At 68.7% G+C, this 20,366-nt stretch carries 16 protein-coding genes and 1 pseudogene; 10 read left to right on the top strand and 7 right to left on the bottom strand.

The genetic code is table 11. The annotated features are described in order from the left end of the window. Nucleotides 1–41: 41 nt before the first annotated feature. Together PM1_RS31475 and PM1_RS31470 are read left to right on the top strand one after the other, a co-directional pair. Nucleotides 42–1,103 (top strand): annotated as a pseudogene (locus PM1_RS31475) (HAMP domain-containing protein); the annotation flags it as partial. 129 nt (nt 1,104–1,232) lie between these two features. Beyond that, on the top strand, nt 1,233–1,970 hold the full coding sequence (locus tag PM1_RS31470) for a methyl-accepting chemotaxis protein (RefSeq protein ID WP_372241058.1): 738 nt from the start codon (nt 1,233–1,235) through the stop codon (nt 1,968–1,970). A gap of 1,059 nt (nt 1,971–3,029) precedes the next feature. Here PM1_RS31470 and PM1_RS30650 read toward each other — a convergent pair. Together PM1_RS30650 and PM1_RS30645 are read right to left on the bottom strand one after the other, a co-directional pair. Further along, nucleotides 3,030–3,620 carry an IMPACT family protein gene (locus PM1_RS30650; protein WP_009614359.1) on the bottom strand — a complete coding sequence of 197 codons (591 nt, stop codon included), beginning with the start codon at nt 3,618–3,620 and terminating at the stop codon, nt 3,030–3,032. After that, the gene (locus tag PM1_RS30645) at nt 3,617–4,285 is read right to left on the bottom strand and encodes a TetR/AcrR family transcriptional regulator (RefSeq protein ID WP_009614361.1); all 669 of its coding nucleotides are present in this window, start codon (nt 4,283–4,285) and stop codon (nt 3,617–3,619) included. The genes PM1_RS30650 and PM1_RS30645 overlap by 4 nt, the downstream gene beginning before the upstream one ends. Before the next feature lie 450 nt (nt 4,286–4,735). Between PM1_RS30645 and PM1_RS30640 the strand changes: the two genes are divergently transcribed. From PM1_RS30640 to PM1_RS30630, 3 genes are all read left to right on the top strand, one after another. Continuing rightward, the gene (locus PM1_RS30640; RefSeq protein ID WP_009614363.1) at nt 4,736–6,040 is read left to right on the top strand and encodes a CitMHS family transporter; all 1,305 of its coding nucleotides are present in this window, start codon (nt 4,736–4,738) and stop codon (nt 6,038–6,040) included. 18 nt (nt 6,041–6,058) lie between these two features. Beyond that, nucleotides 6,059–6,820: a TerC family protein gene (locus PM1_RS30635; RefSeq protein WP_009614365.1), complete on the top strand. Its 762-nt coding sequence runs from the start codon at nt 6,059–6,061 to the stop codon at nt 6,818–6,820. Nucleotides 6,821–6,893: 73 nt separating this feature from the next. Continuing rightward, nucleotides 6,894–7,502, top strand: coding sequence for a hypothetical protein (locus tag PM1_RS30630; protein ID WP_009614367.1), 609 nt, complete (start codon nt 6,894–6,896; stop codon nt 7,500–7,502). Here PM1_RS30630 and PM1_RS30625 read toward each other — a convergent pair. Further along, nucleotides 7,499–7,990, bottom strand: a complete 492-nt coding sequence (locus tag PM1_RS30625; RefSeq protein WP_009614369.1) for an LEA type 2 family protein — start codon at nt 7,988–7,990, stop codon at nt 7,499–7,501. The genes PM1_RS30630 and PM1_RS30625 overlap by 4 nt on opposite strands. A 474-nt stretch (nt 7,991–8,464) precedes the next feature. Here PM1_RS30625 and PM1_RS30620 point away from each other — a divergent pair, with 474 nt between their 5' ends. The 4 genes from PM1_RS30620 to PM1_RS30605 all read left to right on the top strand — a co-directional run bounded on the left by PM1_RS30620 (nt 8,465) and on the right by PM1_RS30605 (nt 14,500). Then, nucleotides 8,465–10,180 carry a Na/Pi cotransporter family protein gene (locus PM1_RS30620; protein ID WP_009614371.1) on the top strand — a complete coding sequence of 572 codons (1,716 nt, stop codon included), beginning with the start codon at nt 8,465–8,467 and terminating at the stop codon, nt 10,178–10,180. A 103-nt stretch (nt 10,181–10,283) separates the two neighbouring features. Then, nucleotides 10,284–10,607, top strand: a complete 324-nt coding sequence (locus tag PM1_RS30615) for a hypothetical protein (protein WP_009614372.1) — start codon at nt 10,284–10,286, stop codon at nt 10,605–10,607. 153 nt (nt 10,608–10,760) lie between these two features. Continuing rightward, the gene (locus PM1_RS30610; RefSeq protein ID WP_009614380.1) at nt 10,761–12,941 is read left to right on the top strand and encodes a putative bifunctional diguanylate cyclase/phosphodiesterase; all 2,181 of its coding nucleotides are present in this window, start codon (nt 10,761–10,763) and stop codon (nt 12,939–12,941) included. After that, nucleotides 12,938–14,500 (top strand): methyl-accepting chemotaxis protein, encoded by a 1,563-nt coding sequence (locus tag PM1_RS30605; protein ID WP_009614381.1) that lies wholly within the window; start codon nt 12,938–12,940, stop codon nt 14,498–14,500. Before PM1_RS30610 ends, PM1_RS30605 begins: the two co-directional genes overlap by 4 nt. Before the next feature lie 317 nt (nt 14,501–14,817). Here PM1_RS30605 and PM1_RS30600 read toward each other — a convergent pair whose 3' ends face one another. Next, a complete protein-coding gene (locus PM1_RS30600) occupies nt 14,818–15,777 on the bottom strand; it encodes an NAD-dependent epimerase/dehydratase family protein (RefSeq protein ID WP_009614382.1) in 960 nt (319 codons plus the stop codon). A gap of 196 nt (nt 15,778–15,973) precedes the next feature. Between PM1_RS30600 and PM1_RS30595 the strand changes: the two genes are divergently transcribed. Next, entirely contained in the window at nt 15,974–17,356 is a 1,383-nt protein-coding gene (locus PM1_RS30595; RefSeq protein ID WP_009614383.1) for a M16 family metallopeptidase, read from the top strand. 3 nt (nt 17,357–17,359) lie between these two features. Here PM1_RS30595 and PM1_RS30590 read toward each other — a convergent pair whose 3' ends face one another. The 3 genes from PM1_RS30590 to PM1_RS30580 all read right to left on the bottom strand — a co-directional run bounded on the left by PM1_RS30590 (nt 17,360) and on the right by PM1_RS30580 (nt 20,220). After that, a complete protein-coding gene (locus tag PM1_RS30590) occupies nt 17,360–17,911 on the bottom strand; it encodes a GNAT family N-acetyltransferase (protein WP_009614384.1) in 552 nt (183 codons plus the stop codon). Nucleotides 17,912–18,033: 122 nt separating this feature from the next. Continuing rightward, nucleotides 18,034–19,326 carry an MFS transporter gene (tcuC, locus tag PM1_RS30585; protein WP_024128859.1) on the bottom strand — a complete coding sequence of 431 codons (1,293 nt, stop codon included), beginning with the start codon at nt 19,324–19,326 and terminating at the stop codon, nt 18,034–18,036. A 222-nt stretch (nt 19,327–19,548) separates the two neighbouring features. Continuing rightward, complete coding sequence (locus tag PM1_RS30580) at nt 19,549–20,220, bottom strand: S1C family serine protease (protein ID WP_009614386.1); 672 nt, start codon at nt 20,218–20,220, stop codon at nt 19,549–19,551. Between the last annotated feature and the right edge of the window lie 146 nt (nt 20,221–20,366).

Raw genomic sequence — 20,366 nt, 5'->3', positions numbered from 1 at the left:
CCGCGAACGGATTCGCCGCGTGCCAAGAGGACAACAAGAACATGCGCCTTCGCAGCATCCAGACCCAACTCATCCTCAGCATGGGCAGCGCCCTGCTGCTCAGCCTGCTCATCGTACTCGGCCTCTACGCCGTGCTGGTCAACCGCTTGAGCGAGCGCTACCTGCTCGAACAGGCGCTGCCGGCGAGCATCCAGGCCATCGCCAACGACTTCGAGCGCCAGCTCACCGGCCCGCTCACCGCCGCCGCCGGCATCGCCGACAACAGCCTGGTGCAGGACTGGCTGGCCGCCGGCGAGGACCCGGCGCGGCAGGCCGACTTCGTCCGCTACCTGGGCGGCATCCGCACTTCGCAGCGGGCCTTCGCCGCGCTCATCGCCAGCCAGGCCAGCGATGCCTACTACAGCGACAAGGGCAAGGAACGCACGCTGTCCCGCGACAACCCGCAGGACGCCTGGTACTTCCGCTTCGTCGACAGCGGCCGGCCGCAGGTGCTGAACATCGACACCGACGTCGGCAGCGGCGAACTCACGCTGTTCATCGACCGCCGCGTCGAGCGCGACGGCAAGCTGCTGGGCATCGCCGGCCTGGGCCTGCGCATGGACGAGCTGTCCAGGCTGATCCGCGACTTCCGCTTCGGCCAGTCCGGCCGCGTGTACCTGGTGAAGAACGACGGCCAGGTGCAGATCCACCCCGACCCGGCCCGGACCCGCGGCAAGGCCCTGGCCGACCTGGTGGGCGGCGACGCGGCGCAGGCGCTGCTCGGCCATCCGGGCTTCCAGAGCAGCCGCTTCGAGCGCGACGGCGAAACCTACCTGGCCGCCAGCCTGCCGCTGCGCGACCTGGGCTGGACGCTGGTCAGCGAGGTGGCGGAGGCCGAGGTCTACGCCGACGCGCGCCAGGCCCTGCGCCTCTCCGGCCTGGCCGGCGCGGCGGTGGCGCTGCTCTGCCTGGGCCTGGTGGTATTGCTGGCCCGCGGCCTGGTGCGGCCGATCCGCCAGGTGACCACGGCGCTGCTGGACATCGGCGCCGGCGGCGGCGACCTGACCCGCCGCCTGGACGATGCCCGCGCCGACGAGCTGGGCGACCTGGCCCGCGGCTTCAACCGCTTCCTCGAAGGCCAGCGCCAGCTGATCGGCGCGGTACTGGCCACCAGCGAGCAACTGCAACGCAGCGTGGCCGAGGTGGCGCGGGTTGTGGATAACACCGCGGAACACGCCAGCCGCCAGCAGGAGATGACCGACATGGTGGCCACGGCGGTGAACGAAATGGGCAGCACCGTGCAGGAGATAGCGCGCAACGCCGAGCAGGCCGCCAGCGCCTCGCAGCAGGCCCGCGGCGAAGCCGGCCAGGCGCGCCAGGTGGTGGGCGGCGCGCTGCAGCATGGCGAGCGCATGTCCGCCGAGATCGGCCAGGCCGCGGAAGCCGTGGGCGACCTCGCGGCCCAGGTGGCGACCATCGACCAGGTGCTGGCGGTGATCCGCGGCATTTCCGAGCAGACCAACCTGCTGGCGCTCAACGCCGCCATCGAGGCCGCCCGCGCCGGCGAGCTGGGCCGCGGCTTCGCCGTGGTGGCCGACGAGGTGCGCACCCTGGCCGGGCGCACCCAGGGCTCCACCGACGAGATCCAGGCGATGATCCAGCGCCTCAAGCAGGGCGCCGAGCAGGCGGTCGGCTCCATGCAGTCCGGCCAGGCGGCCACCGGCGAGGGCCTGGCCGCCAGCCAGCGCGCCGGCGCCTCGCTGGGCGCCATCGCCGACCAGGTGGAGCGCATCAGCGACATCAACCACCAGGTCGCCGCCGCCACCGAGGAGCAGAGCGCGGTTACCGAGGAGATCAACCGCAACGTCCAGGGCATCGCCGACCTGGCCCGCGCCACCGCCTGCGAAGTGCACCAGGGCCGCGAACAATGCCAGGCCATGCGCGGCCTGGCCGACGACCTGCAGCGGCAGATGGGGCAGTTCCGGTTGTAACGACGTAGGGCGTATAACGCTCCGCGTTATACGCCGTTTGACCTTGGCGCCGGGCGCGCCTCGGATCTGGTCTCGAAGCGCCTGTCCAGGGGCGCTTCGGGTTCGGACCAGAGGCCGGGAATGAGGACGGTGTAGCGGCGGATAACCGCGAACGGTTATACGCCCTACGCGGTGGTTGGGCCTGGTGTAGGGCGTATAACGCTCCGCGTTATACGCCGTTTGACCTTGGCGCCAGGCGCGCCTCGGATTCGGCCTCGAAGCGCCTGTCCAGGGGCGCTTCGGGTTCGGACCAGAGGCCGGGCATGAGGGCGGTGTAGCGGCGTATAACCGCGAACGGTTATACGCCCTACGTTCCTGTTATCCACTGTTGAAAAGTGCTTTTCGCTGTCCACAGGCGGCAGGCTTCCACAGGAAGGCCCCATAAACACTTTTTTGCCTCTTCGATTTGTGGATACCCTTCTGCAGCCCAGCAATTCCGGGGCTTTTTGCTCAAATAACGTACAGTTTTCGCCAGCCGGCGGCGGTTCTGGCATGGGCAGTTTTCCCCAGAGGATATCCACAACACTGTCCACGGCCTCTGTGAGCAATCCATTCGCCCATCCGTGGAAAACCCCGATTCCACCGGCTTCTCCCCGCTCCTTCCCCTGCCCTGCATAAGTGCCGCCCATGGCACAGTTTTCCACCAGGATATTCACAGCTTGCCAAGGGCTTATACCGGACTTGTCCAGGCCCCTTTTCCGAGGCTTCAAGACCTGGCCTAAGCCCTTGATTGGCGCGGCTTTCAGCCCGTTACAGAACAAAAAACGTACAGCCTCGCGCAGCCCCCGGAATGCCTGCTTCCGGGGCCTTCATCGACAGTTTTTCCACAGCCTTGCCCACGCTATCCGGGGATAGCCGAAAACGGCCTTTTCCGCCGTTTGCACAAATTCTGCGCAATGCCATGCAGGCCACGGCTGGCGTGGCCTGGAAAGGAGGGGGCACAGTTTGTCCACAGGATGCCGCACAGGAACCGGGGACAAAAACCCGTGTCCGCTGGAAAAGCCCTGGGGATAATTGCCTTCAGTCGTCGAGGCGGGTGGCCTGGATGCGGCCGCGGCTGAGGTCGCCGAGCAGGCGTTGCAGTTCCTCGACCTTGGCATCGGCCAGGCTCAGGCGGATATCCACACCCTCGGCGCCGTAGGCCTCGTCCTCGATGCCGGCGCCCAGGGCGAGGATGCGCGCCTTGAGCAGCGCGTGCTCGGCGAAGCCGCAGGCGAAGGCCAGGCGGCTGCTGGGCACCAGTTCGATGCGCGCGGCGTCCTGCAGGCACTTGGCCGCGCAGCCGCCGTAGGCGCGGGCCAGGCCGCCGGTGCCGAGCTTGATGCCGCCGAACCAGCGGCTGACCAGCACCACTACGCGGTCCATGGCCTGGCCCTCGATGGCCGCGAGCATCGGCCGCCCGGCGGTGCCGCCGGGTTCGCCGTCGTCGCTGAAGCGGTATTGCGCGCCGAGCTTCCAGGCCCAGCAGTTGTGCCCGGCGCTGGTGTCGCGGTGGGCGGCGAGGAAGGCCTGGGCCTCGGCCTCGCTGGCGATGGGCGCGGCCAGGCAGGTGAAGCGGCTCTTGCGGATTTCCTCGGCGTAGCTGGCCGGGCCGGCGAGGGTGAAGCTCATGCCGTGGCCGGCGGCGTCAGCCCGCAGCCCTTGAGGATGATGCGGATGAGGTTGTCGGCGGCGTCGTTGAAGTCCTGCCGGGACATGCGCTTGCGCCCGGTGACGAAGGCGATCTGGGTGGCGAAGTCGGCGTAGTGCTGGGTGCTGCCCCAGAGCAGGAAGATCAGGTTGACCGGGTCCACCGGGTCCATCTTGCCGGCGGCGATCCAGGCCTCGAACACCGCGGCGCGGCCGCGGAACCAGGCGCGGTAGTCCTGGTTGAAGTGGCTGCTCAGGCACTGCCCGCCGCTGATGATCTCCATGGCGAAGATGCGCGAGGCCAGCGGGTGGCGGCGGGAGAACTCCATCTTGGCGCGGATGTAGCCGGCCAGGGCGGTGGCTGGGTCGTCCTCGGCGGACAGGTGGTTGAAGGTGCTGTCCCAGAGGTCGAGGATGTTGCCCAGCACCGCGGTGTAGAGCCCCAGCTTGTTGCTGAAGTAGTAGTGCAGGTTGGCCTTGGGCAGGTCGGCGCGCAGGGCGATGGCGTTCATGCTGGTGCCCTTGAAGCCGTGGCGGGCGAACTCTTCTTCGGCGGCGGCGAGGATGACTTCCTCGTTCTTCTGGCGAATGCGGCCGGCGGGCTTGTCGGCGCCTTCGGCAAGGTGGGCTGGCACTGGGAAAGTCATACGGCGTATCCATGGCTTCAGCGAAAGGGCGAAGCATGGATAACCCAGGCGGGGCGGGGGATTCAAGCGAATCCGGCGTTTTTCCCGCGGTGCACCGCAACGGGGCGGGGGAATGCCCCGCAGGGGCATGAGGAACGCCGACGTAGGATGGGTTGAGCGCAGCGATACCCATCGCCACGCCCGCATGGGTTTCGCCAAGGCTCAACCCATCCTACGAAGAGCCCGCCCTGAAACATCCAGAAACACCAGCCCTTCGCCGACGATCGCCGGTTTTTCCCAAGAAAGGCTGCTGAAAGCTTGAGCCCCTAGCATCCGCCCTCCCCTCCGCTGCCCGGCGGCGGGTTATCCACACAAGAACAACACGGGTGATGCCATGACACGCTTGAACCGCCGACCCGCCCCGTCCCTGCCCGGCCAGCCGCCGCGCTGACCCCGACGGAGGCCCTCCCGATGCTGACCCTGCTCGCCTTCGCCATGGTGGCGACCTTCATGCTCCTGATCATGACGCGGCGCCTCTCGGCGCTCATCGCGCTGATCCTGGTGCCCATCGCCTTCGCCCTGCTCGGCGGCTTCGCCGCGGGCCTCGGGCCGATGATGCTCGACGGCATCCGCACCCTGGCGCCGACCGGGGTGATGCTGATGTTCGCCATCCTCTACTTCGCCATCATGATCGACTCGGGGCTGTTCGACCCGGCGGTGCGCAAGATCCTGCGGCTGGTCAAGGGCGACCCGCTGAAGGTGTCGATGGGCACCGCCGCGCTGGCGATGATCGTCTCCCTCGACGGCGACGGCTCCACCACCTACATGATCTGCGTGGCCGCGGTGCTGCCGCTGTACCAGCGCCTGGGCATGAGCCCGCTGCTGATGGCCTGCCTGATCATGCTCTCCAGCGGCGTGCTCAACATGACCCCCTGGGGCGGCCCAACCGCCCGCGCCGCCAGCGCCCTGCACGTGGACCCGGCGGACATATTCGTGCCGATGATCCCGGCGATGGTCGCGGGCCTGGCGACGGTGTTCGCCATCGCCTGGGCCTACGGCAAGCGCGAGCGCGCGCGCCTGGGCCAGCTGCACCTGCCCGGCGAGCACCTGGACGCGGCCGAGGTCAGCGTCTCGCAGTACCCCGAGGCGCGGCGGCCGAAGCTCCTGTGGTTCAACGGCGCGCTGACGCTGGTGCTGATGGGCACGCTGATCGCCGGGCTGCTGCCGATGCCGGTGCTGTTCATGATCGCCTTCAGCATCGCCATGATCGTCAACTACCCGTGCATCCTGGAGCAGAAGAAGCGCATCGGCGCCCATGCCGAGAACGTGCTGGCGGTGGTCTCGCTGATCTTCGCCGCCGGCGTGTTCACCGGCATCCTCTCCGGAACCGGGATGGTCGAGGCCATGTCGAAGAGCCTGCTGGCGGTGATTCCGCCGGCGCTGGGGCCGTATCTTGCGACCATCACCGCGCTGGTGAGCCTGCCGTTCACCTTCTTCATGTCCAACGACGCCTTCTACTACGGCGTGCTGCCGGTGCTGACCCAGGCCGCCGCGCAGTACGGCATCACCCCGGTGGAAATGGCCCGCGCCTCGATCGTCGGCCAGCCGGTGCACCTGCTCAGCCCGCTGGTGCCCTCCACCTACCTGCTGGTGGGGTTGGCCAAGGTGGACTTCGGCGACCACCAGCGCTTCACCCTGCGCTGGGCAGTGCTGGTCTGTCTCGCTATCCTCGCCGCCGCCCTGCTGCTGGGGCTGTTCCCCCTGTTCAACGACTGACGACTGGTAAAACCGTAAATGGAATGGCTGACCAACCCGGAAATCTGGGTCGCGCTCCTCACCCTGACCGCCCTGGAGATCGTCCTGGGCATCGACAACATCATCATGATCTCCATCCTCGTGGGGCGCATGCCCAAGGCCATGCAGGCGCGCACGCGGCTGTTCGGCCTGGCCCTGGCGATGGTCACGCGCATCCTCCTGCTGCTGTCGATCACCTGGGTGATGCGCCTGACCGCCGACCTCTTCACGGTGTTCGAGCAGGGCATTTCCGGGCGTGACCTGATCCTGTTCTTCGGCGGCCTGTTCCTACTGTGGAAGAGCAGCAGCGAGATCTACCACGGCCTGGAAGGCGAGGACGAGACCGAACAGCAGCCCAAGAGCCTGCTCGGCGGCTTCCTCGGCACCATCGTGCAGATCGCCATCATCGACATCGTGTTCTCGCTGGACTCGGTGATCACCGCGGTGGGCATGGTCTCCAACGTGCCGGTGATGGTCGCCGCCATCGTCGTCGCGGTGCTGGTGATGATGCTCGCCTCCGGCGCCATCAGCGACTTCATCGACAAGCACCCGTCGCTGAAGATGCTGGCGCTGTCGTTCCTCATCGTGGTCGGCACCGTGCTCATCGCCGAAGCCTTCGAGGTCCACGTGCCCAAGGGCTACGTCTACTTCGCCATGGCCTTCTCGCTGGCGGTGGAAGCGCTGAACATCCGCATGCGCACGGCGCGCGGGCGCAAGCCGGTCGAGCCGGTGCAGCTGCGCCGGGACATTCCCGGCCAGTGACGGCCGGGACCCTGGTATGATCCGCACGGCCCCTGAACGGGGCCGTTTCACTTTCCATGGAAGAGGAAAACCCATGCTCCGCAAACTCCCCGCGGCCGGCGTCCTGCTGGCCCTGCTCGCCGGCTGCTCCGGCGGTACTCCCTCCCACGACGAGATCGAGAAGAAGCTGGCGACGCTGAAACTCGACCAGCCGCACTGCGCCACCGGAATGTTCGGCCAGTTCCCGCTGACCCTCGGCACGCCCGGCACCCCCGACAGCAGCAACGCCGACGTCTTCGACGCCTTCGTCAAGGTCGGCCTGCTGCGCAAGGATGGCCTGACCTACAGCCTCACCGACGCCGGCAAGGCCGCCTACCAGCCCGAACGCAAGGGCTTCTGCTACAGCGATGGGTTCAGCAACGAGATCAAGGATGTCTCCGAGCTGGACAAGGACGACTTCGGCCCGGCGGTGGAAAAGGGTTGGCTGGTCACCTTCGAGATCACCCCGCGCAACGTCCAGGACTGGGTCAAGAACCCGGAGCTGCTGGGCAAGGCCAGCCGGGCGAAGCTGGAAGACCTCACCCAGCCCCAGGTCGAACGGGTGAAGCTGCTCAAGCTGCGCGGCGAGGAAGGCTACAAGCTGGTGGCGCCGACCCTGTCCATCGAGCACGGCATCTACTTCGACCAGGGCTGGAGGCCCTAGAGCGTCGGCAAGGGCGCCCCGGCCGGCCACTCCAGGGTGCCCTTGTCGCTGAAGCGAGCGGTGCCGAACAGGCCGCCGCCGAGCTTGCCGCTGATTTCGTAGGGCATGCCCTGGCGCGGCGGCGCGTTGCCCAGGCCCCAGGCCTGGCGCACCAGGCGGAAGGCGGAGATGCTCACCGGCACGCTGAGCACCGCCTCGCCGAAGCGCGGCACCTGCCCGCGCTGGTCGCTCACCCCGCTGGCCAGCGGGCGGCCGTTGATGCTCAGGTCCAGGGCCACGCCGTCGTAGTCGATGTCGCGGTCGTTGGGGTTCTGCACCCGCAGCTTGACCGCGAAGCGCGCTTCCATGCCCTGCCCGGCCAGGGGCTCCAGGCCCACCAGGTCGATCTTCAGCGGGTCGTTGCCGAACAGGCTGGCGCAGGCGCCCAGGCCCAGGATCAGGCCGAGGGCGAGGAACAGGCGCAGGGTGGCGAGAAGGCGCTTGGGCATTGGAGTTTCCGCTGGCGATGTGTCCGGGGCAGTCTAGCCCGCGGCGGTGGCCGGGAGAAACCGTGGTTCGGATACCCCTTGTAGGAGCGGGCCCTGCCCGCGATTCGCGCGCAGGGCGCGCTCCTACAGGGAAATGGTGCGGGTGGCGCAGTTGCGCTGATGGGTATCGCTTCGCTCAACGCCATCCTACGAAAAGCCTTGCTTCCTGGAACCGTAGGATCTCATCCGCGAATCGCGCCGATATTTCCGGCTATCGCGGACAAGGTCCTACGATCGCGATTTTCCGAGCCCCCCCTGCAAAACCCCGCCCCAACGGCTTTACTCAAGGTAAACACCCCGACGAATCAGCATCTTGTCGAACCCCCGAGGGACCGCAGGGGTCTACCATGACAATTAGATGACAGAAAAATCGGCCAGAGTCGTCCCACAGCGCAGTCACGCCTGGGCGGCCATGCAGTAACGAGGGGGGCCGCCATGCTGACACTGCTCAACCTGCTTTCCGCCGTCGCCTTGCTGGTGTGGGGCACGCACATCGTGCGCACCGGCATCCTCCGGGTCTACGGCAGCGACCTGCGGCGCATTCTCAGCCGCAGCGTGCAGAAACGGCCGCTGGCCTTCGCCGCCGGCATCGGCGTCACCGCGCTGGTGCAGAGCAGCAACGCCACCGCGCTGCTGGCCACTTCCTTCGTCGCCAGCGGCCTGATGGCGCTGGCCCCGGCGCTGGCGATCATGCTCGGCGCCGACGTCGGGACGGCGCTGATGGCGCGGGTGCTGACCCTCGACCTGTCGTGGCTGTCGCCGCTGCTGATCTTCTTCGGGGTGATCTTCTTCCTCACCCGCAAGCAGACGCGCCTGGGCCAGCTGGGCCGGGTGTTCATCGGCCTGGGCCTGATCATCCTGGCGCTGCAGCTGATCGTCGAGGCCGCCGAACCCATGACCCAGGCCAAGGGCGTGAAGGTGCTGTTCTCCAGCCTCACCGGCGACGTCATGCTCGACGCCCTGACCGGCGCGCTGTTCGCCATGATCTCCTACTCCAGCCTGGCCGCCGTGCTGCTCACCGCGACCCTCGCCACCTCCAAGGTGATCTCGCTGAAGGTCGCGCTGTGCCTGGTGGTGGGCGCCAACCTGGGCACCGGCATCCTCGCCCTGATCGGTTCCACCTCGCAGAACGCCGCCGGCCGCCGGGTGGCCCTGGGCAGCCTGCTGTTCAAGGTCGCCGGCTGCGTGCTGGTGCTGCCGCTGATCGGCCCGCTGGCGCAGTGGGTGGATGGCTGGCCGTTCCGAACCCAGGAGCTGGTGATCGCCTTCCACGTGCTCTACAACTCGGTGCGCTGCCTCGCCTGCCTGCCGCTGACCACCCAGATGGCCGCCTTCTGCACGCGCATCATGCCCGACCGCGCCGCCCCCGAGGACCGCGTGCGCCCGCGCCACCTCGACCCGGCGGCGCTGGACACGCCGAGCCTGGCGCTGGTCAACGCGGTGCGCGAGACGCTGCGCATGGGCGACATCGTCGAGCAGATGCTGATCAACCTGCTGCAGGTGACCCGCGGCGGCGACCCGCTGCTGGGCAAGGAGATCCGCAAGCTCGACGACGACGTCGACGCGCTCTACACGGCGATCAAGCTGTACCTGGCGCGTATGCCCCGCGAGGACCTGAGCGAGCGCGACAGCCGGCGCTGGGCCGAGGTCATCGAGCTGGCCATCAACCTGGAGCAGGCCGGCGACATCATCGAGCACATGCTCAGCGCCGTGCAGGACAAGAAGACCTCGCGCAGCCGCTCCTTCTCGGACAACGGCCTGGCCGAGATCACCGCGCTGCACAGCCAGTTGCTGGTCAACCTGCGCCTGAGCCTGTCGGTGTTCCTCAACGGCGACCAGGAAGGCGCGCGGCGCCTGCGCCGGGCCAAGCAGCGCTTCCGCCTACAGGAGCGCCGCTACGCCCATGCCCACGTCGACCGCCTGCGCCAGCAGGTGGTGCAGAGCATCGAGACCAGCTCGCTGCACCTGGACCTGATCGCCGACATGAAGCGCCTGAACTCGCTGTTCTGCGCCATCGCCTATGCCGTCCTCGACAACCCCGAGGCCGGCAGCGGCGAGGAGGCCGAAGACGACTACGTCGAGCAGGCCCTGGAAGACGCCGCCCAACCGCCGGGCCACGGCGTGCCACCAGGCTCCAGCGCGGCCGGCTGAGGTCCCGGCGTGCGGCAGCTCGCCGCGGGACTGATCCGCGTCAATGCCCGGGCATGGCGTTCGGCTAGGGTAGTGGCCCTTTGCCATCCACGAGCATGACGCCATGACCCTTAGCCGGCTTCCGGCCCAGTTATTGGTGACCTCCCAGGACGAGAGCGTGGCGCGCCAGGTGCGCGCCCTGCTCACGGTCTACCAGGTGCCCTGCGCGGTACTCGCCGGCCCCGGCGACTGCGAGCAGGCCCCGCTGTGCCGCTGGTTCAAGGATGCCGCGCTGAGCGATACCGCGCGCCTGCACGCCTTGCTGGCCGACGCCGTCGGCGTGCTCGAACGCAGCCGCCACGCCTTCCGTTCGCGCGAGCTGGGGCAACTGCGCCTGCGCCTGGAGGCCGCATTGCGGGAGTTGTCCGCCTCCCCGCCGATGGTGTAAAAACCCCCGACCAACGTTCCGCCACCGCGGAAGCCGGCTTTGCCGGGCAGGACGCCAAGGGCCTGCAAGACAAAGCGCCGCGCCTGTCGCCGAATTCATCGTGCGACGGGCGCGGCGCTTTTTTCATGCCCGCAGAAAAACAAGGAGGCAAGCATGGGCCTGGGACCGAAGCTCGACCACATGCTCGACCGCATCGGCCTGTCGCCGGCGGAGATCGACCAGCGCCTGCGCTACCTGCACTGGCAGCCAGCCGACGAGCAGCGCCTGCAGCAGGCCGCCGCCGAGCGCGGCGACAGCCACGCGCGCTTCATCGACCAGCTCTACGCGCACCTCGGCCAGTTCCCGCCGCTGGCGGCCATCCTCTCCGAGCCGGCCACCCTGCAGCGCCTCAAGCGCAGCCAGGCGCAGTACTACGAGCAGCTCTGGGAGGCCCCGCAGGACGGCGGCTACGTGCGCGACCGCCTGCGCATCGGCCTGGTCCACCAGCGGGTGGGGGTGGAGCTGAAGTGGTACCTGGGCGCCTACCGCCTGTACCTGCAGCACATGCTCGACGAGCTGCTCGGCGACGGGCCGCAGGCAGCGACCTTCGCCAGCCTGCTCAAGCGGGTGTTCTTCGACATGTCGCTGGCCATCGACACCTACGGCGCCGCCCAGCGCCAGGCCCTGGAGGACAGCGAGGCGCGCTTCGCCCGGGCCCTGCGCGGGGCCAACGACGGCATCTGGGACTGGGACCTGGCCAACGACCGCCTGTACGTCTCCGAGCGCTGGGCGCGCATGCTCGGGCTGAACCGCGACAGCCTCGGCGAGGGCAGCGCCAGCTGGTTCGCCCGCGTGCACCCCGACGACCTGCCCGGCCTGCGCCAGGCCATCGACGCCCACCTGCGCGGCAGCGCCGCCCTGCTCAACCACGAGTACCGCATCCGCCAGCGCGACGGCGGCTACCTCTGGGTGCAGGCCCGCGGGGTGATCACCGACGGGCGCATGGCCGGCTCGCAGAGCGACATCAGCCAGCGCAAGGCCAGCGAGCACCAGCTCAGCCACGCCGCGCGCCACGACCCGCTGACCGGCCTGGCCAACCGCCTGCGCCTGGACGAGTTGCTGCAGCAGGCCCTGCAACGCCAGGGCCGCCCCGGCGCGCGCGAGGCCGGCCTGCTGTTCATCGACCTGGACCGCTTCAAGCTGATCAACGACAGCCTCGGCCACGCCGTCGGCGACCGCGTGCTGGTGGAGGTGGCCCAGCGCCTGCTGCGCTGCCTGCGCCCCGGCGACCACCTGGCGCGCTTCGGCGGCGACGAGTTCGTGGTGCTGCTGGACGACATGGCCAACCTGGCCGACGCCGAACAGGTCGCCCAGCGCATGCTCGACTGCCTGCACCAGCCGCTGCACCTGGACGGCCGCACCCTGGTGGTCAGCGCCAGCATCGGCATCACCGGGTTGATCGCCGAGGGCCAGGCGATCGACACCCTGCAGGCCGCGGACCTGGCCCTGTACCGCGCCAAGGAGGCCGGCAAGGCGCAGTACGCGCGCTTCTCCAGCGAGCTGCAGGCCGCCGCGCAGCGCCGCCTGGAGCTGGAGAGCGCGCTGGGCCAGGCGCTGGAGCGCGGCGAATTCAGCCTGCACTACCAGCCGATCCTGCGCATCGACGTCGACCCGCCGCGGCGCATCGCCGTGGAAGTGCTGCTGCGCTGGCGCTCCGGCGGCCAGCCGGTCTCCCCGCTGCAGTTCATCCCGGCGCTGGAGGAATCCGGCCAGATCGTCCGCGTCGGCGACTGGGTGCTGCGCGAGGCCTGCCGCCAGGCCCGCGCCTGGCAGCGCGACGGCCAACCCTGGCTGTATTGCTCGGTGAACCTGTCCATCCGCCAACTGCAGCAGCCGGGCTTCGCCGAGCGGGTGCGGCAGATCCTCGCCGAGACCGGCCTGGCGCCGCAGAGCCTGGTGCTGGAGATCACCGAGAGCCTGATGATGCAGGACGGCGCCGAGACCCTCGCCTGCCTGCGCGAGCTGGCCGCCCACGGCGTGCGCCTGGCGCTGGACGACTTCGGCACCGGCTATTCGTCGCTGGGCTACCTCAAGCGCTTCCCGCTGGACCTGTTGAAGGTCGACCGCAGCTTCATCGGCAAGGTCCCCGACGACCCCGAGCTGAGCGCCATCTGCCGCGCCATCGTCGGCCTGGGCCGCAGCCTCGGCCTGGAGGTGGTGGCCGAGGGCGTCGAGCACCCCGAGCACCTGGAATTCCTGCGCAAGGAAGGCTGCCGCTTCGCCCAGGGCTTCCTCTTCAGCCCGCCGCTGCCGCCCCACATCCTGCACCCCGCGGCCATGGAGACCCACCGATGAAGCTCAACCTGCCGGTCAGCGGGCGCCAGGTCGAAGTGCCGGCCAGCGCCAACATCCTCTCCACCACCGACCTCAAGGGCGCGGTCAGCCACGTCAACCCGGACTTCCTGAGCATCAGCGGCTTCAGCGCCGAGGAGCTGCTGGGGCACAACCACAACCGCGTGCGCCACCCGGACATGCCGCCGGCCGCCTTCGCCCACCTGTGGCGGACGCTGCAGGCCGGGCGCAGCTGGATGGGCCTGGTGAAGAACCGCTGCAAGAACGGCGACCACTACTGGGTGAGCGCCTTCGTCACGCCGATCCGCCACGGCGGCAAGGTGGTGGAGTATCAGTCGGTGCGCACCCGCGCCAGCGCCGCCGAGGTCGAGGCCGCCGAGCAGCTGTACGCGCGCATGCGCGCCGGCTGGCTGCCGCGCCGGCCGCGCCTGGGCCTGCTGCCGCGGCTGCTAGTAGGCCTGGGCCTGGCGCAGGCCCTGGGCGCGCTGCTGGCATATCTGGCGCCCGCACCCTTGGCCTTCGGCCTCGCCCTGCTGCTTTCCGGCGCCTGGCTGGCGCACCAGTTGCAGCCGCTGCGGCCCCTGCTGGCGCGCGCCCGGCAGGTCGCCGACAACCCGCTGAGCCAACGCCTGTACAGCGGCCGCAACGACGAATTCGGCGAGCTGGACTTCGCCCTGCGCATGCTCGAAGCCGAGACCGGCGCGGTGGTCGGGCGCATGGCCGAGGCCTCGCGCCAGCTCGCCGAACACGCCGGGCAGCTGGCCGGCACCGTGGCCGACAGCAGCGCCGGCACGCGCCGCCAGCAGCAGGAGACCGACCAGGTGGCCAGCGCCATGCAGCAGTTGGCGCAGAGCGTCCAGGAAGTGGCGCGCCACGCCCAGCACAGCGCGGTGGCGGCGCAGTGCAGCGAGCGGGTGACCCAGGCCGGCCAGGGCGAGGTGCAAGCCACCCGCGGCCAGCTCGCCGCCCTGGAGGACGCGGTGCGCCGCGCCAGCGAGGCGGTGGAGCAGTTGCACGGGCACAGCGAGGGCATTTCGCGGATGCTGCAGGTGATCCAGGAAGTCGCCGGGCAGACCAACCTGCTGGCGCTCAACGCCGCCATCGAGGCAGCCCGCGCCGGCGAGGCCGGGCGCGGCTTCGCCGTGGTGGCCGACGAAGTCCGCGCGCTGGCCTCGCGCACCGCCGACTCGGCATTGGATATCCACGCCCTGGTGGGCGACCTGCAACGCGGCGCCGGCGCCTCGGTGCAGGCCCTGCGCCACAGCTGCGAACAGGCCCACACCAGCCTCGACCAGGCCGGCCGCGCCGCCGGCGCGCTGGAGGAGATCGCCGGGCAGGTCTCTGCGATCCAGCGCATGAGCCTGGAGATCGCCGGGGCCATCGAGGAACAGGGCTGCGCCAGCGAGGAGATCGAACGCAGCCTGCTGGCCATTCGTGAGTCGGCCGACGGTAATGCCGCCAGTGCGAGCCATAGCCAGGCCAGTGCGGCGAGGGTGGCGGAGTTGGCGGCAGGGTTGAGGATGATGGCGGGGCATTTCTGGGAGGGAAGGCGCAACGCTTGAATGAAGGGCGCGGCTCTTCGTAGGAGCGAGCTTGCTCGCGAATGGTGCCCAGCTGTGACTTCGGTGTTTTGGCTTGGCTCCGTTCCCTCTCCCCAGCCCTCTCCCTGAAGGGAGAGGGGGCTTGTCCGTGCCGAGAGAAGTGATGGTTTCAGTCTGAAACCTTCGGTGTTGCCGGCTAACTCAGGAATACCCACGCACTCCGAACGGTCCCCTCTCCCTTCAGGGAGAGGGTTAGGGAGAGGGCGCTCTGAACCCCAACACCCGCAGCTCCCAGGAAACACCATTCGCGATCAAGCTCGCTCCTACGAAAATCCCCCCTACCCCGCCTGCAACCCCCGCGCCGCGATGAACGCCAGAAACGCCTCCCGGCTCGAATACCGCGGCTGATACCCGAACTCCCGCTTCAACCTCGCATTGTCCAGCACCGGCCGGTAGCGCATGAAGTCCACCTGCTCCGGGCCGAAGGGCGCCAGACCCAGCGGCCGCAGCATGGCCAGCGCGCCGCGCAGCAGCGGCGCCGGCAGGGTTCGGTAGGGTTTGCGCAGCAGCCCGGCGATCTCGCGCAGGCTCAGCGCGCCGTCGCCGGCCAGGTTGTAGATGCCCTCGCTGCCCTGCTCCAGGCCCTGGCGGATGATGTTCACCACGTCCTGGTCCCAGATGAACACGAAGCGGCTGCAGCGCCCACTTATCCCCAGCACCGAACGCCCCATGAACAGGTCGGTGACCGGGTTGTGCACACCCCTCCCGAGGATGGTGCCGGGGCGCAGCACCAACTGGCGCAGCTGTGGACAACTCTGCCGCAGGCCGGCCAGCAGCTGTTCGATCTCGTGCTTGTGGCGGGCGTAGGGGAACTGCGACTGGCCGCGCAGGGGGTGGCTCTCGTCGATCAGCTCGGCGTTGTCCGGGTGGAAGCCGTAGGCCGCGGCGGAACTGGCCACCACCAGTTGGCCCACCTCGTGCTCCACCGCCGCCTCGAACAGCGCACGGCTGCCGCCGACCTCGATGGTGTGCAGGCGGGTGGCGGACATCTGCGGCGGCGGGTTGACCACCGAGGCCAGGTGCACGATGGCCTGCGGGCGCCACTGCCGCACGCACTCGCGGACCTGCCTGGGGTGGCCGATGTCCAGCTGCACCGGCTCGATGTTCGGCCGCAGGTGCTGCGTCGGCAGGCTGCGCACGTCGGCGGCCACCAGCGTCCAGTCGCGGTGCTGGACCGCCAGTTCGTTGAGCAGGTTCTGGCCGATGTGGCCGGCCGCGCCGGTGATCAGGACGCGCATGGGAGCGGCCTCCGCGTTGGACGATACGGCAGGGCGATGCCACTAGCGAAAGGCCATCAATCACCCTTCGCGCCACGCCTGATGATAGACCGGGCCGGGGCAGGTCGCAGCCCGTCGCCAAGGGTGCCGCCCATGGGTAGGTGGATCGGCGGCAATCCGCTATTCTCCTGGCTTTGCTTTTTTCCAGGCTTGGCCCATGCGTTGGTTGTTCCTCCCCCTCCTGTTCCTGCTCGGCGGCGGCTGGTCGTTGGCCGATTCGCGCTCGACCGTGGAGGGCTACCAGTTGCAGAACGGCATGGGCGTGCTGTTCAAGCCGACCAGCCAGCGCGGCTCGGTGTCCATCCGCCTGGTGGTGGGCGTCGGCTTCTCCGACTTCAGCTGCCATGACCGGCAGCTGCCGCACCTGCTGGAACACCTGTTCTTCAGCGGCCTGGACGGCGGCGACGAGGCCGGCCTGGAAGCGCGCATGCAGGCCCTGGGCGGCCAGTGGAACGCCTACACCAGCGAGGGCGACACCACCTTCGTCATCGAGGCGCCGGCGGCCACCCAGCGCCAGGTGCTCGACCTACTGCTGGAAGTGCTCACCCGCACGCAACTGGACAAAACCAAGGTAGAGGCCACCAAGCAGGTGCTGATCCGCGAGGACGGCGGCCACTACTCGCACCTGCAGCGCTTCCTCGACCACCAGAACACCAGCCGCCCGGGCCAGGAACAGCTGGCCGTGGAACTCGGCCTGGCCTGCGCCGAGCGCCCGCAGGTGGCGCACCTGACCCAGGCCCAGCTGGAGCAGCTGCGCAGCGACTGGTACGTGCCGGCCAACATGACGCTGATCGTGGTCGGCGACCTCGACCCGCGCCTGCCCGCCTACCTCAGCCACACCTTCGGCAGCCTGCCCGACCGGGCTACGCCGGAACGCCGCGAACTGCCGGAAATGCAGGGCCCGGCGGCGCGCCAGCGGACGCTGGACAGCGGCCTGTTCGGCGAGGGCGCGGTGGTGCACTGGATCTTCCCCGAGCCGGCCGAGGCCGACGGCGCCGCCCTAGACCTGCTGCAGGCCTACCTGAGCGACGCCCTCTATGCCGACCTGCGGGTCCATCGCGAGCTGTCCTACGGGCCCTGGAGCGAGCGCACCTCCTACGCCAACCAGGGCTTCCTCAGCCTCAACGCGGACATCGCCCGGGAAGATGAGGACGCCACCCTGAAGGCCCTGCGCGAGGTGGTGGAGAACATCCGCCAGCACGGCCTGGACGCCCAGCGCTTCGCCCGCATCCAGCGGGTGCAGCGGGCGCAGCTGGCCTGGAGCACGCCGAGCAACGCCAGCCTCGCCGACTACTACTGGGGCGCGCTGGGCGACTACGACGGCAGCCAGTTCCCCAACGAGGACCGGCGCCTGGCCAAGGTCAGCCTGCAACGGGCCAACGACACGGCGCGCCAGCTGTTCAAGGACGAAGGCTACCTGCGCATCGAGAAGCCGCTGCTGGACGACGACATGGTCTACCCGCTGGCCGCCGGCGCGGTGCTGTTGGTGCTGCTGCCGCCGGCGGCCCTGTGGCTGTGGTGCCGCCGGCGCAAGCGCTGAGCCTTACAGCGCCAGGCGGCGGATCACCCGGGTGGCGTCGTCCGGGTCGCGCTGGGCGCGGAAGCCCAGTTCCACGGCGAGGTCGCGCATGTCGCGGTCGATGGCCTGGTCGATGCTGTACATCTGGGTGAAGCCGTTGCGCCGCGCCACGTCGATCAGGTGGCGCATCAGCGCCTTGCCCAGGCCCCGGCGCTTCCAGTCGTCGGCGGTGGTCAGGGCGCATTCGCACTGGTTCGCGTCCACCTTGGCGTAGCGGCTGATGCCGATTTCGCGCAGTTCGCCGTCGTCGTGCACCAGGGCGACGAACGCCATGTTGTCCTGGTAATCCACGTCCATCAGGCTGTCGAGCAGCGCGTCGCTGATCTTCACTTCGCCGTGGAAACGCAGCTTGCGCGTCATCGGCGACAGGCGTTCGAGGAAGTTGCGCTCCAGCTCGCGGTCTTCCGCGCGCAGCGGGCGGATCAGCACATGGCTGCCGTCGTCGAGCGTCTCGATCCAGTGGTCATGGCCGCCGGCGGCGAGCGCCGCGGCTTGCTGGTGCAGGGGGGTGGGCATGGCGTTGTCTCCGAGGAGAAGAAGGAAATGTCATTGACCTATCCTTCTCCTGCCGCCCCCGGCCACCCTTGACCGAGGTCAAGGCCGGCCGAGGGCGGCCAGTGGCAAAGCGCCGCAGGTCCTCAGGCGCCGGCCAGCGCCTCGCCCGAGGGGGCCGCGCGGCCGCGGCGGCGGAACAGCACCAGGGTGGCGACCAGGCCCAGCAGCGCCGCGCCGCTCAGCCACAGGCCGGGGGCGGCCTTGTTGTCCAGGGCATGGATGAGCCAGGTGCAGGCCGCCGGGGTGAAGCCGCCGAAGGTGGCGGTGGCCAGGCTGTAGGCCAGGGAGAAGCCGGTGGTGCGCACGTCCGCCGGCATCACCTCGGTCAGCGCCACCACCATGGCGCCGTTGTAGCTGCCGTAGAGGAACGACAGCCACAGTTCCACCGTCAGCAGGCGGGCGAAGCTGGGCTCGGCCACCAGCCAGGACAGCGTCGGGTAGGCGGTCAGCAGCGCCAGCACGGTGGCGGCCAGCAGCAGCGGGCGGCGGCCGACGCGGTCGGACAGCGCGCCCATCACCGGCAGCCAGAAGAAGTTCGACAGGCCGATGCACATGGTCACCAGCAGGGCGTCGAAGTCCGACAGGTGCAGTTCGTTCCTGCCGAAGGTCGGGGTGTAGGCGGTGATCAGGTAGAAGGACACGGTGGTCATCACCACCATGGCGGTGCCGGCCAGCACCAGGCCGAAGTTCTGCCCGATGGAGCGCAGCACCTCGCCCAGGCGCGGGTGGTGCTTGCGTTGCTGGAAGGCCTCGGTCTCCTCCAGGGAGCGGCGGATGACGAACAGCGCCGGGACGATCATGCAGCCGACGAAGAAGGGCACGCGCCAGCCCCACTCGCCCATCTGCGCGGGGCTCAGCCAGTGGTTGAGGATGACCCCCAGCAGCCCGGCGAAGACCACCGCCACCTGCTGGCTGGCGGACTGCCAACTGACGAAGAAGCCGCGCTTGCCGGGGCTGGCGATCTCCGCCAGGTACACCGACACGCCGCCCAGCTCGACACCGGCGGAGAAGCCCTGCAGCAGGCGGCCGAGCAGCACCAGCAGCGGCGCCAGCGCGCCAAGGGTGGAATAGCCGGGGACGAAGGCGATCAGCAGGGTGCCCATGGCCATCAGCGCCAGGGTGATGATCAGGCCCTGGCGGCGGCCGTGGCGGTCGATGTAGGCGCCGAGGAAGATGGCCCCCAATGGGCGCATCAGGAAGCCGGCGCCGAAGGTGGCCAGCGACAGCATCAGCGAGGCGAAGGGGTCGTCGCCGGGGAAGAAGGTCTTGGCGATGGCGGTGGCGTAGAAGCCATACACCATGAAGTCGTACATCTCGAGGAAGTTGCCGCTGACGACGCGGAACACGGCCTTGGCCTTGGAATTCTTGGAAGCCATGGGAAACACCATTCTGACGATCACGGGGCCCTTCCCGGATGCGAGCAGGCAGGCAGCGGCCGGGAAGATATTTGTAACCCTATGTGTAAAAACTGCCCGAGATCAAATGAAAAATGGCTGAAAGGCCCGAATTACAAGGGTTTGAAAGGCTGGTGAAAGCTTCGTGACAACTCGTCGGAAAATTCACAAAAGATTGGCAGGTATGGCAGGCGTCATTCCCGCCTAGGGATTGCTCGCCTGCAACCGGCGCCCCATTTCCGCTTCCCGTTCCCGCGCCAGCTTCACCTGGAACAGCTTCCATTCGCGCTCGATCACCGCGTAGGGCACGAACACGCTGATGCGTTTGGCGCCCTTGAGCCCCGGGTGCTGCACGCCGCCCCAGGCCGTGCCCTTGTAGCCGATGTTCATGCCCAGCACGCTGCCGTCGGCCGCCACCAGCGGCCCGCCGGACATCCCCTGGGCCAGGGCCGCGTCATGGATGCCGTACAGCTCTTCGTTGGGCTCGTTGAGGTTGCGGTAGGGCACCGGCCACACCCGCCCGCGGGAGCTCACCGGCAGCAGCAGGGTACTGCTGCCCAGCGCCGTCACCGCCTCGCCATTGCGCGGCGCGCGCCAGTGCGGCAGCGGCCCGTCGGCCTTGCGGCGGATGAACACCAGGTCGCAGCGGGTGCTGCAGGAATAGGCCAGGTCCGACAGATAGGGCACGTGGGCAGCGGTCACCGCATAGTCGGCGTTCCACTGCACCGCCGAAGCCACCATCAGCCCCGGCGCCGGCAGGCCGGACAACACCGTGAAATAACGCGAATTGAGCTGGCCATCGACTTCCGGCTTCACCCAGCCGTTGCAGCCGGCCAGCAGGGCGCACAGCGCCAGGCAACTCACTTTCCCTCTCATTGCGATTTTCCTTAATTTGATTTGAGGAAAATCTAATTTCGATTAAAGGAAAGTTCTTATGGAAAATTAACCCTATTAAGTGGCGCGAATCCTTAATTAAAAATCCAATTACCTAATTGTTTCTGAAAGAAACTTCAGAAGAATAA

Origin of the sequence: Pseudomonas sp. M1 (assembly GCF_022760135.1) — a bacterium.
Taxonomy (GTDB): Bacteria; Pseudomonadota; Gammaproteobacteria; order Pseudomonadales; family Pseudomonadaceae; genus Pseudomonas; species Pseudomonas citronellolis.
This window is presented reverse-complemented; position numbering and strand designations above follow the sequence as displayed.